Below are 16476 nucleotides of genomic sequence, written 5' to 3'. Positions count from 1 at the left end.
TTTTGAATTAAAACTTCGAATTGAACGGATTTTTTCTAAATTTGGATATGCACAAACTTAAAGACAATTTACTCGTAAAAGTTATTCTTGCCATTGTACTTGGAATTGCACTAGGCGGAATAATACCAGAAGCTATTGGTCGTATTTTTATGACATTCAATGATTTTTTTAGCGAATTACTTAACTTTTTAATTCCATTAATTATTGTTGGATTAATCGTTCCATCGATAGGAAGATTAGGACAAACAGCCGGAAAGTTATTATTAACAACCGTTTTGATTGCTTACGGATCAACTATTTTTTCTGGATTATTAGGCTACTCTGTGAGTATGTCTGTGTTTCCAGGTTTATTAGAACATCAAACAGGACAAATTAATTTAGCCGAAAAAGCAAAAGAATTTATACCATATTTCTCAATAGAATTTCCACCATTATTTGATGTCATGCCAGCGTTGGTATTTTCATTTCTTTTTGGAATAGGCTTATCACGATTAAAAGATTCAACTTTTGGAAAATTTGCAGATGATTTTGAAGCAATTATTACCTATTTAATCCAAAATTTAATTATTCCATTATTACCAATTTTCATTTTTGGAATTTTCTTGAACATGTCATATTCAGGTCAAGTTGTAACGATTATGAATGTTTTCTTAAAAATTATTGGTGTTATTTTTATCCTTCATGTACTTTTATTAGTAATTCAGTTTGTAATTGCAGGAACTGTAGCAAAGAAAAATCCTTTCAAAATGCTGAAGCTAATGTTACCAGCATATTTTACAGCTTTGGGTACACAATCTTCTGCAGCAACTATTCCTGTTACAATCGCACAAGTAAGAAAAATTGGTGTTCGTGAAGAAATTGCAAATTTTGCTGTTCCATTATGTGCAACAATTCACTTATCAGGCTCGATGTTAAAAATTGTATGCTGTTGTTTAGCGTTAATGTTAATTCAAGGAATGGAAATTGATTTTGTTCAATTTTTAGGATTTATGATGATGCTTGGTATTGCAATGGTTGCGGCGCCTGGAGTTCCTGGTGGTGCAATTATGGCTGCAATTGGTATTATCGCTTCGATGTTAGGATTTAATGCAGAAAATCAAGCTTTGATGATTGCTTTGTATATTGCAATGGATAGTTTTGGTACTGCAGGTAATGTGACTGGAGATGGCGCTATTGCTGTGACATTAAATAAATTATTTAAAAAAGAAGTTCAATAAAAATAAAATTTTAATCAAATAAAAAAGAGTTCCAAAATTATTTTGGAACTCTTTTTAGTTTTAAGTGTATTTAAATAAATGAAGATTATTATTTTTATTGTAAACCAATTCCTCCACCATTTTGCTCAGTTTTATTCTGTTGAGCTTCGGCTCTAGATTTAACTTTTCCTCCAAAATTGTAAGTAAATCCTAAGTAAGCGGTTTGAGATTCCCAATTGAAGTTTGCATATCCATTATACGGGTCATCCATATGAACTCTTGCACGCATCGTTTTGAATACATCATTAACACGAGCTGATATAGATGCTTTTCCTTCCATAAATGTATAACGTAAACCTAAGTCCATACGCCACATTTCAAGCATTTCTCCTTGTAAAAATTTAGTTCTACCTCTAAAGAATCCAAATTGTTGTAAACTTAATTTTTTAGATAAATTATACGTATTATTCATACGAGCAGAAAATACATTTGCAGTAATTTTCTTGTGGTCATTTTGCATTTCAGAAGAAGTGAAGTCTCCTGCTAAATAGACATTCATCCATTTCGCTAGTTTATAATTCCAACTTGCTTCAACTCCAAATTTATTTACTTTGTCATAGTTTAAATTGTATTGAATGATTGCTGATTCAATATCTTCATCTTTTTTGAACGATTGGATAATATTATCTTTTACACTTCTGTAAAATAAATTCGCAGAAATAGAACCTTTTGTTAATTGTTTTAAATAACCAATTTCATAAGAATCTGTATATTCGGGACGAAGATTAGGATTTCCTTCACTTGACATTAATGCAGTCGAATATTGCGGAACGGGAGTTAATTGATAAATTCCTGGACGATTAATTCTTCTACTGTAATTCAGCGATAATTGTGCTTTTTCTGTCAAATCATATGTTAAAAAAGCAGAAGGGAATAAATCGGTATAATCTTTTTTCAAAGTTCCTGCTTCATTTGGAGAATAAAACCAATCTGCATTGTCTTCAACGCGCTCTAAACGTAATCCAACTTGAGCACCAAACTTATTAAACTTTTGTTTGTAATTTGTGTAAGCAGAATAAAACGAACGATCGAACTGAAAATCTACCGACGGATTGAATATATTTCCATTAAGTGGATTTGTCATTTCTTTAGTAGAATTCATATCATTATCATTTGATTCTTTACGATATTGTACACCAGCTTCTAATTTTCCAGCATTCTCAATTTGATTTGTATAATCTAAATTAACACGAGTTGTTTGTGTTTTATCGTAACGGAATTCTTGGTAAAATTCGTCTTTAGGAAATGTATTCGTATAATCTCTATCATCATCCTCTTTGTTTATCGAATAAAAAGCGTCTAAAACAAGATTGTGATCTTTTTTATTAAAATCTAATTTATAGTTTAAACTATAATCAGAACTTCTTGAATCTGACCAAATATCATTTGTATTTAATTTATTAAAATTAGTTTTTAAAACATTTGTATTAATAAAAGCAGCATGATTACCATCCCATTGATTTGTATAAATCGTTAAAGCATTTTTGTCATTGATAAACCAATCAAAACCTGCTTTATATGATAAGTTTCTATTTTTTGTATTTTGAATATCGAATAATTGATCAATTTTGTCATCATAATTACGACCAATGCCATTTTGTTTTGATGGACGATCAGCGTAATTAATATTTCCAAATAAGTTGAACTTTCCTACATTAATATTTGTATTCAACGATGTGTTGAAACGGCTTTTTTTCCCTTGTTCATAACCTGCTATCAACCCAATGTTATAACCTTTTTTAGTTCCTTTTACTAAAACAATATTGATGATTCCAGAATTTCCGTCTGCTTCATATTTTGCTGAAGGATTTGTAATAATTTCAATTCGTTGGATTTGATTAGAAGGAATTTGTTTTAATAATTGTGCTGCCGATTGAGATGAAGGTTTACCATCTACAAAAACTTTGACATTTTCGTTACCTCTCAATGATAAAGCACCTGTTTGTTGATCTACATTAACAGACGGAATATTATTAAGTACTGATGCAGCATCAGATCCTGCAGAAACTAAATCATTCCCTACTTCAACTACGCGTTTATCTATTTCATTACGATACTGTGAAGTTTGAGCACGTACAAATGCTCCTTTTAATTCTACAGTTTCAGTTTTTTCTGTTTGTAAAATGATATTTCCAAGATTTAATTCACCACCTTTTACTTCTGCAGTTGTAACAGATTGTTGATAGCCAAATTCTGTAATGACTAAGCGATAATTTCCATCTTCTAAATCAGGAATCTCGAAAGACCCATCTTCATTTGCATAAACTTCATCGAATAATTCTTTTGAATCTGCTTTATAAATTTGAATTGCAGCCATAGAAACGGCTTCGTTCTTAGTGTTTTCAATCTTTCCTTTCACAGGATGATGTTCTTGCGAAAAACCGTAAATAGAGCATACGGAGAAAAGAATAGCTAAAGTAATTTTATTTAATCTCATAGTTAATATATTTTAATAGTACTATGTTTTACATAATACATAGTTACAATAGTTCGTACATTTTCTTAATTAGACGCAAGTGTTTAAAAAATGTTACAAGTATTTTAAATTTTTTTTAAAATTTTATTTCCTCGACTGAAAAACTTACTTTTATCATTCATTTAATACTAACCAATAAAATTGCTAAAACATTGAGTTCAATTGTCATATTAGGTGCAGGGAATGTTGCATTTCATTTAACGCGAGCATTAATCGAGAATACGTGTAATGTTCGACAAATATTCAATAGAACATTAGAGCATGCCAAAGAAATTGGTGAAGCAAATAGAATTTCGTACACCGATAGAATTTCTGAAATTGAAAAAGCAGATATATATATTATTGCAAGTGCAGATTCTGGAATAGAAGAATTTTCGCATTATATTCCATATGATGATGTGTTGGTGGTGCATACTTCTGGTTCTTCACTAATGTCGGTTTTGAAAGGAGATTATCGCAAAGGTGTTTTTTATCCATTGCAAACTTTTTCGAAAGAAAGAACAATGCGTTACGACAATATTCCATTTTTTATCGAAGCTGAAAATGCTGAAGATTTAAAAATACTAAATGATTTAGGTAATCGAATTTCGAATGAGGTTCATGAACTAAATTTTGCAAGTAGAATGCAAGTGCATATGACTGGTGTTTGGGCGAATAATTTTGTCAATCATTTATATTATATCGCAGGAAATATTTGCGAGCAAAATAATGTTCCGTTCGATGTTTTATTACCTCTTATACAAGAAACATCAAATAAAGTAATCGAAATGAGTCCGAAAGATGCACAAACTGGGCCAGCAAAACGTGGAGATCAAGTGATTATTGATCGCCATTTAGAAGCTTTACAAGACGATTCGAGATTATTACAAATTTACCAAATATTGACAGATTCAATCAAGCGAGTTTACGAAAAATGATAAGTTATAAAGAGAAACTAAATAACATTAAAACTGTTATTTTAGATGTAGATGGAGTTTTGACAGATGGAAATTTAATTTTATTACCAACTGGAGAAATGGTGAGAACTATGAATACACGCGATGGTTATGCAATGCAATTAGCTATCAAACAAGGAATACGAATTGCAGTAATTACAGGCGGAAGAGATGAAGCTGTGGTGAATCGTTTAAAATATTTAGGTTTAACAGATATCTACGTGAATAAACGTGATAAAGTTGAAGCTTTCGAAGATTTACTTTTTTCTTATGGTTTAGATCCCGATGAAATTGCTTATATGGGCGATGATTATCCAGATTTAGCTGTGATGAATTTAGTAGGATTATCAGCTTGTCCAAACGATGCTTGCATGGATGTGCGTAAAGCTTCGGAATATATTTCGCCAGAAAATGGTGGAAAAGGTTGTGTTCGCGATTTATTGGAACAAATCTTAAAAGTTCAAAACAAATGGTATAATGCAGAAGAAATTGCTTCGGTATAAAAGAATTTACAATGTTATTAACAGAAAAATTTAAAGATACCAATATCATTTTGGCATCACAATCGCCAAGAAGAAAAGAACTTTTAGCAGGATTAGGATTACAATTTTCGACAATTTCATTAGATATCGACGAAACATTTGATCGTAACGAATTCAAAAAAGAACAAATCACAGAATATCTTTCTGCAAAAAAAGCACAAGCTTACACTGCTATTCAACCAAATGATTTAATTATTACATCGGATACGACTGTTTGGGTAGATGATGAATCGTTAGAAAAAGCTTCGACTAGAGAAGAAGCCTATGAAATGATTAAAAAATTAAGCGGAAAAATTCATTCAGTTTTTACTTCGGTTACGATTCGTTCTACAGAAAAAGAAGTTACGTTTTCAGACGAAACGCAAGTAGCTTTTGCAGATTTAACAGATGAAGAAATTTATTTTTACATCGATAATTATAAACCTTTTGATAAAGCGGGCGCTTACGGCGTACAAGAATGGATTGGTTACATTGGTGTAGATAATATGAATGGAAGTTATTTCAACGTAATGGGACTTCCTACACACAAGCTATATAAAGAATTAGTGAAGTTTTAATAAACTCAATCCAGCCGAAGCTGGATTTTTTTATTCTACAATTATCGTATTTTTGTTTTTCTAAAAAATCAATTTTATGAAGATCGGTTTATATTTTGGATCATTCAATCCTATTCATGTCGGACATTTAATTATTGCAAATCATTTTCAACAATTCACAGATTTGGATCAGGTTTGGTTTGTTGTTTCGCCTCAAAATCCGTTAAAGAAAAAGAGTTCATTGGCAAATGAATATGACCGATTAGAAATGGTAGAATTAGCAATAAAAGATTATCCTAATCTTCGTGCATCTAATATCGAATTTACGTTACCAAAACCTTCGTATACTATTGATACGTTAATTCATCTCAACGAAAAATTTCCTGAGCATGATTTTGCTTTAATTATGGGTTCTGATAATTTAGATGGAATTTCGAAATGGAAAAATGCTGAGATTTTAATGCGCGATTATCAAATCTATGTTTATCCACGTCCTGGTTATTCGCAAGAAGAAAATTTTGACAATGTAGAAATGGTCGAGGCTCCTTTGATGGAAATTTCTTCAACCTTTATTCGATCTGCGATAAAAGAAGGAAAAAACATCAAACCAATGTTACCTAATAAAGTTTGGGAGTATTTGGATGGAAGTAATTTGTATGGATAAGATTAATGAGTTAATTGGTTAATTTGGAGATGCGATAATTTTATTATGTGGTTAAACTTTTTAAAATATGATTCTTTAGAAATTAAAAGTAAACTAGAAGGTGAAATAAGATTTGGTCCCGTTTTCTTAATATTGAAATCAAATCCAGAAATTAAAGAATTTAATAATAAAATCTTTGGTGATTGGTTTTATAAATATAATTATAAACTTTATTTACAAGAATGGAATTCTACATTAAATCCTAATACAAATCTCATTTCTATTAATTTAATTAATTATGAATATCAAATAATTATCGAAAATATAAAATCTGTTTCTTGGGAAATGGAATTAAGAAGTAATCAATTGTATTTTATAGATCAATACAACAAAAAAGAATATTTAATCAATGAATCATGACAAAACAAGCTACTATTAATGATTTACAAATTTTAGCACCATTATTCGATGCTTATCGCCAATTTTATGATAAAGTAAGTGACATAGATGGTGCAAAAGAATTTTTATTAGAACGAATTGCTAATAATGAATCTGTAATTTATTTAGCTTTCGACGAAAATGAAAAAGCAATTGGTTTTGTACAATTGTATCCATTATTTTCATCAACTCGAATGAAACGTTTTTGGATTTTAAATGATTTATATGTTTCACCAGAATTTCGCGGACAAGGTTTTTCAAGAGAATTGATAGAAGAGGCAAAAAATCTGTGTCGCAAAACAGATTCTTGTGCAATGTTATTAGAAACAAGTGTTACGAATGATATTGGAAATTCATTATATCCAAGTGCTGGATTTCAATTGCGCGATGATGCAAATTTTTATGAATGGGAAACTCAACCAAATTGACGTTTCAATTCGTAGATAATATCTTCTAATCCGTTTAGTTTTATTTCATAAACAGTGGATAAAAGAGTTCCTAATTTTCCTTTCGGAAAACCACCTTTACCAACAAACCATTCCAGATAAGAAACAGGCAAATCGCACAACAAACGCCCTTGGTATTTACCGAAAGGCATTTTTGTTGTGACAATTTCTTTTAATATTTCGGGACGAAATCCTTCCATTATTTTGCTACAGTTCCTTTATACGTAGACATTCCATCTTTGAAATTCTTCGCATTTTTGAACCCTTTTTCTTGCATTTTTTCTGTTGCTAATTTAGCACGAACGCCAGATTTACAGTAGATATAATAATTTTTCTTTGGATCTAATTTTTCTATTTCTTGCGTAAAATTTTCGTTCTTTACATCAATGTTAATTGCTCCAGGAACATGACCTGCTGCAAATTCCTCTGGAGTACGGACATCTAATAAAACATTCTTTTTGTTTTTCAAATTAACATCCGAAACATTGTCTAATGTAGAAAGTGTTTCTTCTACTTTTGCTTCCTTTTCTTGAGAAATACTTGAATGGCTTGCACAAGAACCTAAAAATAGTGTTCCTGCAATCATTACGATTCCTAAAATTTTATTTACCATTATATTGATTCATTGTATTTGTTAAACCTTGAAAAATAAACGACAAAACTGAATCTGCAGCTACATTTAATCGTTCACTCATTTTTTCATTTTCTTCTGCGGACCAATCTCCTAAGACATAATCTACTTGTCTACCTTCCGAGAATTCGTTTCCTACACCAAAGCGTAATCGTGCATAATTTTGACCACCAACTTTGTTCTGAATATCTTTCAAACCATTGTGTCCGCCATCGCTACCTTTTCCACGCATACGAATTGTTCCGAAAGGTAAATTCAAATCATCTGTGATGACAAATATATTTTCTAATGAAATATTTTCCTTTTTCATCCAAAAACGAACAGCATCTCCACTTAAATTCATGTAAGTGTTTGGTTTTAATAAAGTAACAGGACGTGCTTTGTATTTGAATTGAGCGATTTCACCAAAATTTGATGGAGAGAATTTAGCATCAACTTTTTTAGCAACTTCTTCTACAACCTTGAAACCTATGTTATGACGAGTATTTTCGTATTGAGCTCCAATATTTCCTAGTCCAATAATCAGATATTTTTGCATGAAACAAAATTACACCTTTTTGCAATGATTCGAAATAAATATTTAACTTTGCCCTAAAGTCTACTGAATTGGTATAGATTTTGAAAATACATGAAATCGATAAAAATTTATCATGAAGAAAATAATTAGCGTTTTAATATTATTTGTAGGAATTAATGCGTTTTCGCAAAAAATTCCGTCGGTGATGAAAACTGAATTTCCCGCGGCAGCTTTGCAAGATAGCGTAGTTGATTTAGAAGGAAATTCGGCAACCATCGAAAAAGTTTTTTCTAACTATAAAGGAAAAATTGTGTTGTTGGATTTATGGGCAACTTGGTGTGGAGATTGTGTCAAAAACATCCCAGCGTTGAAAACTTTGCACGAAAAAAATCCTGATGTAACGTTTGTTTACCTTTCAATGGACAAGTCGGAGGAAGCTTGGAAAAATGGGATTGAAAAATATCAAATTGAGGGTCAACACTTTTACTTAGGAAACAATTGGAAAGGCAATTTTGGCACAGGGATTGATTTAAATTGGATACCGAGATATTTGGTTCTTGACCAAAATGGAAAAATTGCAGATTACTATAGTGTAAAAGCTGATGATCCAAAAGTTCAGGAAACAATTGATCGTTTAAGAAATAAATAGTTTATAGTTTACCAACCCAAGGGTGATTGAAATTGAAAAATCAATCACCCTTTTTATTTATTAATTGCTTAAAATCACTATTTTAGATAGAATCGAAACAAATATGATATATTTTTTTGTAGACTATTTTTTGTATTAAACTTTTAGTTATTATTGCATTGATTTTAATACCCTTTTTATTTATATGAAAATATGCTTCGTAATGTATCCTTGGGACAAGGTTGAACCAGGAAAAGACACCACTATGCGAATTATTAAAGAATGCGTAGACCGTGGTTTTGAAGTATCCTATTTAACAAAAAAAGATATCTCTATTGCCAAGGGCAAAGTTGTAGGGAACTGCAAAAAAATGATCACAACTGAAACAGATGATTGTGTGGAATTTTACCACACAATGAAGTTTGAAAGTAGTGTAAAAGAGTTGACAGAATTTGATATGATTTTTATGAGAGCCGATCCACCAATTGATCCGCTATTATTAAACATGTTAGAATTGATCGAAGATAAAGTATTCTTCGTGAATAAAATTTCTGGATTACGTAAAGCAAACAATAAAATATACGCCGCTTCTTTTGATGATGGTCAAGAAACAATTGTACCTCAAACGCTTATTACAAAAGACATCGATTTGATTAAATCTTTTGTAGAGGAAAATAATTTCGAAAAATTTATTATCAAACCATTAGATGGAATGGGAGGTAAAGGCGTTATACTTTTCGAACGAAAAAATATTGGTAACTTAAGCTCGATTTGCGATTTTTATATCAATCACACCGGAAATTCTCAGCCTATTATTTGTCAAAACTATATAGAAGGTGCAGAAAAAGGTGATGTTCGTGCCATTGTGATTAATGGAGAACCTATTGGTGCAATTATGCGTGTTCCTGCAGAAGGCGATCACCGTTCTAATATTTCGGCTGGTGGTTCTGCGATTAGACATAACATGAGTGAACATGAGTTAGAATTGTGCCGTAAAATAGGAAAACAACTAAATGAAGATGGAATTTATTTTTGCGGAATCGATTTGATTAACGGAAAAATGGTTGAGCTAAATGTCGTAAGTCCTGGAGGAATCGTTCCTCACAATAATGTAAACAATAACAAAGAGATTCAGAAACAAATTGTATCGATGTTATTGGAGAAATATAAAGAATTTAAAGCATGAAATCCTTAAGTATACAGCAAATTTTAGATAATATTGAGAACGAAATTGTATTTGAAGCTTATGCAGAAGACGACTCATTCAAAATAAAAATTGACGAATACATACCTTACGTGTGTGCTGCCATTCACGATGGTGGTCAAATGCGTGATGATGTACGCGAAAAATGTTTATTGAGTAATTATGAGCGTTGGTACGAAGAAGATCCACATACAGCAGAGTTTGTAGAAACTTTTCCAATCTTGATTCAAGGTTGTGATTCTCGATTTGAATACGATCTAAATCGTGGTCCTGAAACTGCTGTGTACGAAGAAGCTTGGGGAAAACAAGTTTGGAAAGAACCTTTGTCTGTTTCTCAAAAACAAAAAAGTATTGCAAAACATCATGCTTTTTATGAAGTTTTAGAAGCTTTGATCAATAAACTTGAATCTAAATTCAAGTCATGTTTGGTTTATGATATTCACTCATACAACTGGAAACGTTGGGATCGTCCCGTTCCTGTATTCAATATTGGTGCAGAGCGTGTAGATAATGAGCGTTACGGAAAATATGTTGAAGGTTGGCGTGATGAATTAGCAAATATTGAGTTAGAAAATATTCATAATTATTCAGCAATAAACGATGTGTTTTATGGGCGTGGTTATTTATTAGAATTCGTTACGAATCGTTTCAAAAACACATTGGTTTTAGCGACAGAAGTCTCTAAAATTTATTGTGATGAGCTTACAGGAGAATCATTTCCAGAGATTATCAATCAAATAAAAGAAGGTTTCAAATCGGCGATTCTAAACCATGCATACGAATTTGTAAAGACAGAAACAACGTACAAAGTAGGTTCTAAACAAGTCAATATTTTGCACAACGAATTAGAATCTGATTTAGTAAAAATTGATAAACAATTGTATCAATTGGTTCAGAATTTTGAGTTGTTAAGTGTCATCAACCCTATAAATTTAGAATTTGAAAAGAAGAAATTCTTAGCATCTAAATATACGTACGAGCCTCAATTTAAGTACAATCCATTAAATATTGATCCTTTCGAATTTAAACGAAAACTATCCAATATTAAAGTTGAAAAAATTAATGATATCAGCATTCAAAATATGTATGTTGATACCATAAATGCTTATTTTGATAAGGTAGATTTGTTGGCGAATCTTGGTACCGACAAGTTTTTGTACAACTCGTTACGTTATTTTGGAGAACCTTCTAAAAAAGATATCGAAAACGCGAATTTTATCCTTTATTGTCCTGAATTTAGAATGGATAAACAAGGTAATTACACTGAAGAAGAAGTAGTTAATTTGTTTAGAAATGCCACAAATGATTACGGATTTAAATTTGATATCGAAGTTTCGGATGATATTGCTTCGAAAGCACTTGTAATTAATAGTAAGAAAAAAGTTGTTATTAAACGCGGTGTTAAGTTTGACAAACGTTTTACAAATGGTTTGATTGAACACGAAATTGGTGTACATATGGTTACAACAATGAACTCGTTAGATCAACCATTAAAAATATTTAGTATTGGTTTACCTGTAAATACATTAACGCAAGAAGGTTTAGCAATTTTAAGCGAGTATTATTCTGACTCTATTAATCATAGCCGATTAAGAGAACTTGGTTTACGCGTAATGGCAGTTCATATGTTGACAAATGGAAAATCATTCAACGAAACATTTATGACGTTGATGGAAGAGTACAAAATGCAACCAGAAGATGCTTTTTACTTAACAACTCGTGTTTATCGCGGTGGTGGATTTACGAAAGATGCGCTTTATCTGAAAGGATTGAAAACGATTTTAAACTATATAGATCAAGGACGTTCTTTAGATAATTTATTAATCGGTAAAACCTCTGTAGAATACATTGACACGATTGATGAATTAGTTGAACGTAAAATGATTAATAAGCCAAAATATTATACTAAGATTTTCAAGAAACATCTTGAAAATCCTGAAATAAATCCGATATTACAATATATTTTTAACGGAATAAAAGACTAAAAAAAAGCGAGATTTATCTCGCTTTTTTGTTTAATATCTATTGATTTGTTTTGTGCCAATTTCATCAATTATGTTTTTTATAGCTTTAGGATTTGGTCCCCATTGGTTATCCATAGGCTGTGTATCCATTAAAAAGAAAACTAATAAAACTATTCCTCCTCCGGGTATTAATGAGATCAACTGCATCCAGCCACTATAGCCAATATCATGCAAACGTCTTGCGCTTACAGCAAGGGTAGGTATGATTAGAAGAACTTCGAAAAGAACGAAAAAAATAAGAAATGCTACCATAAATGCAGGAGCAAATGTATTATTTCGAAAAACAATTGTTAATATTATACAAGGAATTAATAGAATTATCGGAATGATTAATTTAACAAGTGAGAAATACCAAAATTCACTTCTACGAGCTCTTCCAGTGAAATTTGCATAGTTCTCGATAACTACTTTTTTGAACCAATAAAACATAAGTAAGGTGATTAATTTTTGTAGAAAAATATTAAGAAAATATTTACTCCACAAATTTTAATTAGTATTTAAACGTTTAGTTTTAAACATTTCAGGGTTGTAATTAGTAATAAAAACACCAATGATAATTAGAAAAGTTGCAACAATAAATTTTGTAGAAATTTCTTCATCTAGAATTAGCCAACCAAGTATAATTGCAATAATGGTATTAATGTAAGATAAAATAGAAACCTGAATTGGGCTAATTTTTGTTAATGCGTAATGAAACGAAAAGAAAGCTAATACAGAACCAAAAATGGCTAAATAAAACGTAGCAGAAATACTTTTGAATGTCCAATTCTCGAAATTATAATTTTCGCTAAACACAAAAGCAAAACCAATTTGAATAATTCCGGCAAATATGAATTGATAAAACAAATTTAGTGTAATATTACTCGCTTTTTTATTTAATTTTTTGGTAAAAATAGTTCCGATTGCCCAACCAGAAATGGCACAAAATAAAAGAATTATTCCATTTCGATAAGCAGGATTTGCAAGTTCTTGTAAACCGTCCCAAAAAATGAAAAGAATACCAGAAAAGCACATTAAAATTCCTAATAAACCTTTAAAACTAAACTTTTGTAGACCTATTAATGTACTTCCGATAAATATTAATATTGGTGTACTTGCACTAATCAGAGAAGCTAAACTACTACTAATTGTTTCTTCTGCAACAGTAGTTAAACCATTTGCTGCAATTAACATTAATGAAGATAAAATGATTTGAATTCCCAAATTTTTCCAACCAATCCATCTTAATTCTTTTTTGTAAAGTAGAATCATTAAGACAATTATTCCAGCTAAAAATTGACGAATTCCAGCGACAAACCAACCCGGAATGGTTTCTACAGCAACGCGAATTCCTAAGAATGTTGTTCCCCAAATAATGGCAACAGCTAAAATGGCAATCATTAATTTGATGTCTTTCAAGATAAAAGTGTTTTAAAATAGATAATTGAAACTGATAGATATAAAAATAGAAAAAGCGCCTTGAATTCAAGGCGCTTTTTGAGTTTATTTTTCTTAAAAGATTATTTTATAAAATCTTCAGCTTGTTTAAGAGCTGCATCTAATCCAGAAACCTCTTTACCACTTGCAGTAGCTAAAAAAGGTTGTCCACCTCCGCCGCCATTGATATGCTTCGCGATTTCTTTTACAATTTGTCCTGCGTTATATCCTTTTTCTTCAACAAGGTTCTTCGCTATAGAAATTGTGATAGATGGTTTTACAGCATCATTTGTACCAACAACAATAAATGCATTTTCGATTTCTTTTGTCAAATCAATTGCATTTTGTTTTGCTGCATTTGTATCTAAATTTGTTTTTACAGCTAAGAAATTAACACCGTTGATATTTTGTACAGCAGCTTTCCATGTTGCTTTTTCAGCAGCAGCTTGTTGCGCAACAAATGATTCTAATTGTTTTTTCAATTCAGCATTTTCATCTAATAAATGTTGAACCGCTTTTACCGCATCATTTTTCGTTTTTAGAGCAGCTAAAACATCGTTATAATTTTTCTCAGCATCTTTGTACGCTTCGATTGCTTTGTTCGATGTAATTGCTTCGATACGACGAATACCAGCAGCTGTAGAAGATTCAGATAAAATTCTGAACAAACGAATATCAGCAGTATTTTTTACATGCGTACCACCACATAACTCGATAGAAGAACCGAAACGAATTACACGAACTTTATCACCATATTTTTCACCAAATAAAGCCATAGCGCCATCTGCAATTGCTTCGTTGATATCACAATCTCTTTTTTCGATTAATGGTAAAGCTTCTGCAATTTTATCGTTTACTTTTTGCTCAACAATAGCCAATTCTTCATCCGTCATTTTAGAGAAATGAGAAAAGTCAAAACGTAAATAATCATCCCCAACATAAGAACCTTTTTGTTCTACGTGAGTTCCTAAAACCTCGCGTAAAGCTTCATGCATTAAGTGTGTTGCAGAGTGATTTTTAGTTGTTTCTGCACGTTTTTCTGTGTCAACTTTAGCATTGAAAACTGCATTTACATTTTCTGGTAAAGTTTCAACGAAATGAATGACTAAGTTGTTTTCTTTTTTTGTGTCAACAATTTCAATCGTTTCATTCAAAGTAGAAATAGATCCTGTATCACCAATTTGTCCTCCAGATTCTGCATAGAATGGCGTTTGGTTGAATACCAATTGAAAAAATTCTCCTTTTTTATTTTTTACTTTTCTGTAACGTGTAATTTTTACTTCAGATTCTGTATTATCATAAGCGATAGAAATTTCGTTTCCTTTATCATCTAAAATAACCCAGTCATCCGTCACCAAAGCAGTTGCTTTTTTCGAACGTTCTTTTTGTTTCGCCATTTCAGCTTCAAAACCAGCTTCGTCAATTGTAAATCCGTGATCTTCGGCTACAATTCTTGATAAATCTGCAGGGAAACCAAATGTGTCATATAATTCGAAAACAACATCACCAGGAACAATTTTAGAATCTCCTAATTGTTCGATGATTTGATTTAATCTGTTTAATCCCTGTTCAATTGTTCTTAAGAAAGATGCTTCTTCTTCACGAATAACGCCAGTTACAATTGTTTCTTGTTTCACTAATTCTGGGAAGAAATCACCCATTTCAGCTTTCAAGATTGGATATAATTGATAAATAAAAGGTTCTTTCAATCCTAAGAAACGGTAACCATAAGAGATTGCACGACGTAAAATACGACGAATTACATATCCAGCTCCTGTGTTTGATGGTAATTGTCCGTCTGCAATTGCAAAAGAAACTGCACGTAAGTGGTCTACAATTACACGAATTGCAATATCAGTTTTTTCAGCTGTTCCATATTTTACACCAGAAATTTCTTCTAACTTTTGAATTAGTGGTTGAAAAACATCTGTATCATAGTTAGATGATTTTCCTTGTAAAACCATTGCCAAACGCTCAAATCCCATACCTGTATCAATGTGGCGCGCTGGTAAAGATTCTAAAGAACCATCTGCTTTACGTTGATATTGCATAAATACCAAGTTCCAGATTTCAATAACTTGTGGGTGATCCATATTAACCAGTGATTTTCCGTCAACAGCTAAACGATCTGCTTCTGGACGAATATCGACATGGATTTCAGAACATGGTCCACATGGTCCGATATCTCCCATTTCCCAGAAATTATCTTTTTTATTTCCGTAAAGAATTCTATCTTCTGCAATATGTTGTTTCCAAAGTTCTAACGCTTCTTCATCTAATGATGTTCCGTCACCTTTATCACCTTCAAAAACTGTTACATAAATTTGATCTTTAGAAATACCGTATTTCTCTGTTAGTAATTCCCATGCCCAAGCAATTGCTTCTTTTTTGAAATAATCGCCAAAAGACCAGTTTCCTAACATTTCGAACATCGTGTGGTGGTAAGTATCTTTTCCTACATCATCCAAATCATTATGTTTACCAGAAACACGAAGACATTTTTGTGTATCCGCGATACGATTACTTTTTGGAGTTCCATTTCCTAAAAAGAATTCTTTGAATTGTGCCATACCCGAATTATTGAACATTAATGTCGGATCATCTTTCAAAACAATCGGTGCAGAGTCTACAATTAAGTGCCCTTTTGTTTCAAAAAAATGCAGAAATTCTTTTCTTATATCTTTGGATTTCATTTAATTAAATTATTTTTATCATTTGATTAACATGTTTGCTCATACAATATTCGTTACTTTGCAAACGTTTTACAAAGATAATAAAAGGTTG

The 16476-nt window shown here is 31.4% G+C and carries 17 protein-coding genes; 10 read left to right on the top strand and 7 right to left on the bottom strand.

Annotated elements, in window-relative coordinates; genetic code table 11:
* Nucleotides 1–47: 47 nt before the first annotated feature.
* Nucleotides 48–1217: a dicarboxylate/amino acid:cation symporter gene (locus AC2I98_RS09135; protein WP_486411391.1), complete on the top strand. Its 1170-nt coding sequence runs from the start codon at nt 48–50 to the stop codon at nt 1215–1217.
* Between the two features lie 94 nt (nt 1218–1311).
* On the opposite strand, the gene AC2I98_RS09130 is transcribed toward AC2I98_RS09135, so the two are convergent.
* Nucleotides 1312–3693: a TonB-dependent receptor gene (locus AC2I98_RS09130; RefSeq protein ID WP_486411390.1), complete on the bottom strand. Its 2382-nt coding sequence runs from the start codon at nt 3691–3693 to the stop codon at nt 1312–1314.
* A 191-nt stretch (nt 3694–3884) separates the two neighbouring features.
* Here AC2I98_RS09130 and AC2I98_RS09125 point away from each other — a divergent pair, with 191 nt between their 5' ends.
* The 6 genes from AC2I98_RS09125 to AC2I98_RS09100 all read left to right on the top strand — a co-directional run bounded on the left by AC2I98_RS09125 (nt 3885) and on the right by AC2I98_RS09100 (nt 7254).
* A complete protein-coding gene (locus AC2I98_RS09125; RefSeq protein WP_486411389.1) occupies nt 3885–4649 on the top strand; it encodes a Rossmann-like and DUF2520 domain-containing protein in 765 nt (254 codons plus the stop codon).
* Complete coding sequence (locus tag AC2I98_RS09120) at nt 4646–5170, top strand: KdsC family phosphatase (protein WP_114998734.1); 525 nt, start codon at nt 4646–4648, stop codon at nt 5168–5170. The genes AC2I98_RS09125 and AC2I98_RS09120 overlap by 4 nt, the downstream gene beginning before the upstream one ends.
* Nucleotides 5171–5181: 11 nt before the next feature.
* Nucleotides 5182–5766, top strand: coding sequence for a Maf family nucleotide pyrophosphatase (locus tag AC2I98_RS09115; RefSeq protein WP_486411388.1), 585 nt, complete (start codon nt 5182–5184; stop codon nt 5764–5766).
* A 76-nt stretch (nt 5767–5842) separates the two neighbouring features.
* Nucleotides 5843–6409 (top strand): nicotinate (nicotinamide) nucleotide adenylyltransferase, encoded by a 567-nt coding sequence (gene nadD, locus AC2I98_RS09110; protein ID WP_486411387.1) that lies wholly within the window; start codon nt 5843–5845, stop codon nt 6407–6409.
* A 45-nt stretch (nt 6410–6454) separates the two neighbouring features.
* Nucleotides 6455–6808 (top strand): hypothetical protein, encoded by a 354-nt coding sequence (locus AC2I98_RS09105; RefSeq protein ID WP_486411386.1) that lies wholly within the window; start codon nt 6455–6457, stop codon nt 6806–6808.
* A complete protein-coding gene (locus AC2I98_RS09100; protein WP_486411385.1) occupies nt 6805–7254 on the top strand; it encodes a GNAT family N-acetyltransferase in 450 nt (149 codons plus the stop codon). The genes AC2I98_RS09105 and AC2I98_RS09100 overlap by 4 nt, the downstream gene beginning before the upstream one ends.
* Here AC2I98_RS09100 and AC2I98_RS09095 read toward each other — a convergent pair.
* The 3 genes from AC2I98_RS09095 to pth are packed head-to-tail and all read right to left on the bottom strand — an operon-like array spanning nt 7242 to nt 8441.
* On the bottom strand, nt 7242–7472 hold the full coding sequence (locus tag AC2I98_RS09095) for a DUF3820 family protein (protein WP_486411384.1): 231 nt from the start codon (nt 7470–7472) through the stop codon (nt 7242–7244). The genes AC2I98_RS09100 and AC2I98_RS09095 overlap by 13 nt on opposite strands.
* Entirely contained in the window at nt 7472–7885 is a 414-nt protein-coding gene (locus tag AC2I98_RS09090) for a rhodanese-like domain-containing protein (RefSeq protein WP_486411383.1), read from the bottom strand. The genes AC2I98_RS09095 and AC2I98_RS09090 overlap by 1 nt, the downstream gene beginning before the upstream one ends.
* Nucleotides 7875–8441, bottom strand: coding sequence for an aminoacyl-tRNA hydrolase (gene pth, locus AC2I98_RS09085; protein WP_486411382.1), 567 nt, complete (start codon nt 8439–8441; stop codon nt 7875–7877). Before pth ends, AC2I98_RS09090 begins: the two co-directional genes overlap by 11 nt.
* A 112-nt stretch (nt 8442–8553) precedes the next feature.
* Between pth and AC2I98_RS09080 the strand changes: the two genes are divergently transcribed.
* From AC2I98_RS09080 to AC2I98_RS09070, 3 genes are all read left to right on the top strand, one after another.
* Nucleotides 8554–9069: a TlpA family protein disulfide reductase gene (locus tag AC2I98_RS09080; RefSeq protein ID WP_486411381.1), complete on the top strand. Its 516-nt coding sequence runs from the start codon at nt 8554–8556 to the stop codon at nt 9067–9069.
* A gap of 184 nt (nt 9070–9253) precedes the next feature.
* Nucleotides 9254–10234 (top strand): glutathione synthase, encoded by a 981-nt coding sequence (gene gshB / locus AC2I98_RS09075; RefSeq protein WP_486411380.1) that lies wholly within the window; start codon nt 9254–9256, stop codon nt 10232–10234.
* A complete protein-coding gene (locus AC2I98_RS09070; protein WP_486411379.1) occupies nt 10231–12237 on the top strand; it encodes a flavohemoglobin expression-modulating QEGLA motif protein in 2007 nt (668 codons plus the stop codon). The genes gshB and AC2I98_RS09070 overlap by 4 nt, the downstream gene beginning before the upstream one ends.
* Before the next feature lie 30 nt (nt 12238–12267).
* Here AC2I98_RS09070 and AC2I98_RS09065 read toward each other — a convergent pair whose 3' ends face one another.
* From AC2I98_RS09065 to alaS, 3 genes are all read right to left on the bottom strand, one after another.
* The gene (locus AC2I98_RS09065) at nt 12268–12705 is read right to left on the bottom strand and encodes a DUF805 domain-containing protein (RefSeq protein ID WP_486411378.1); all 438 of its coding nucleotides are present in this window, start codon (nt 12703–12705) and stop codon (nt 12268–12270) included.
* A 57-nt stretch (nt 12706–12762) separates the two neighbouring features.
* Nucleotides 12763–13674 carry a DMT family transporter gene (locus AC2I98_RS09060; protein ID WP_486411377.1) on the bottom strand — a complete coding sequence of 304 codons (912 nt, stop codon included), beginning with the start codon at nt 13672–13674 and terminating at the stop codon, nt 12763–12765.
* Between the two features lie 101 nt (nt 13675–13775).
* Nucleotides 13776–16385 (bottom strand): alanine--tRNA ligase, encoded by a 2610-nt coding sequence (alaS, locus tag AC2I98_RS09055; protein WP_486411376.1) that lies wholly within the window; start codon nt 16383–16385, stop codon nt 13776–13778.
* Nucleotides 16386–16476 lie beyond the last annotated feature (91 nt).

The sequence above is a fragment of the Empedobacter sp. EJD.6dd genome, from assembly GCF_057369435.1.
The sequence above is the reverse complement of the archived record's forward strand: the minus strand, read 5'-3'. Positions and strand labels throughout refer to the sequence as shown.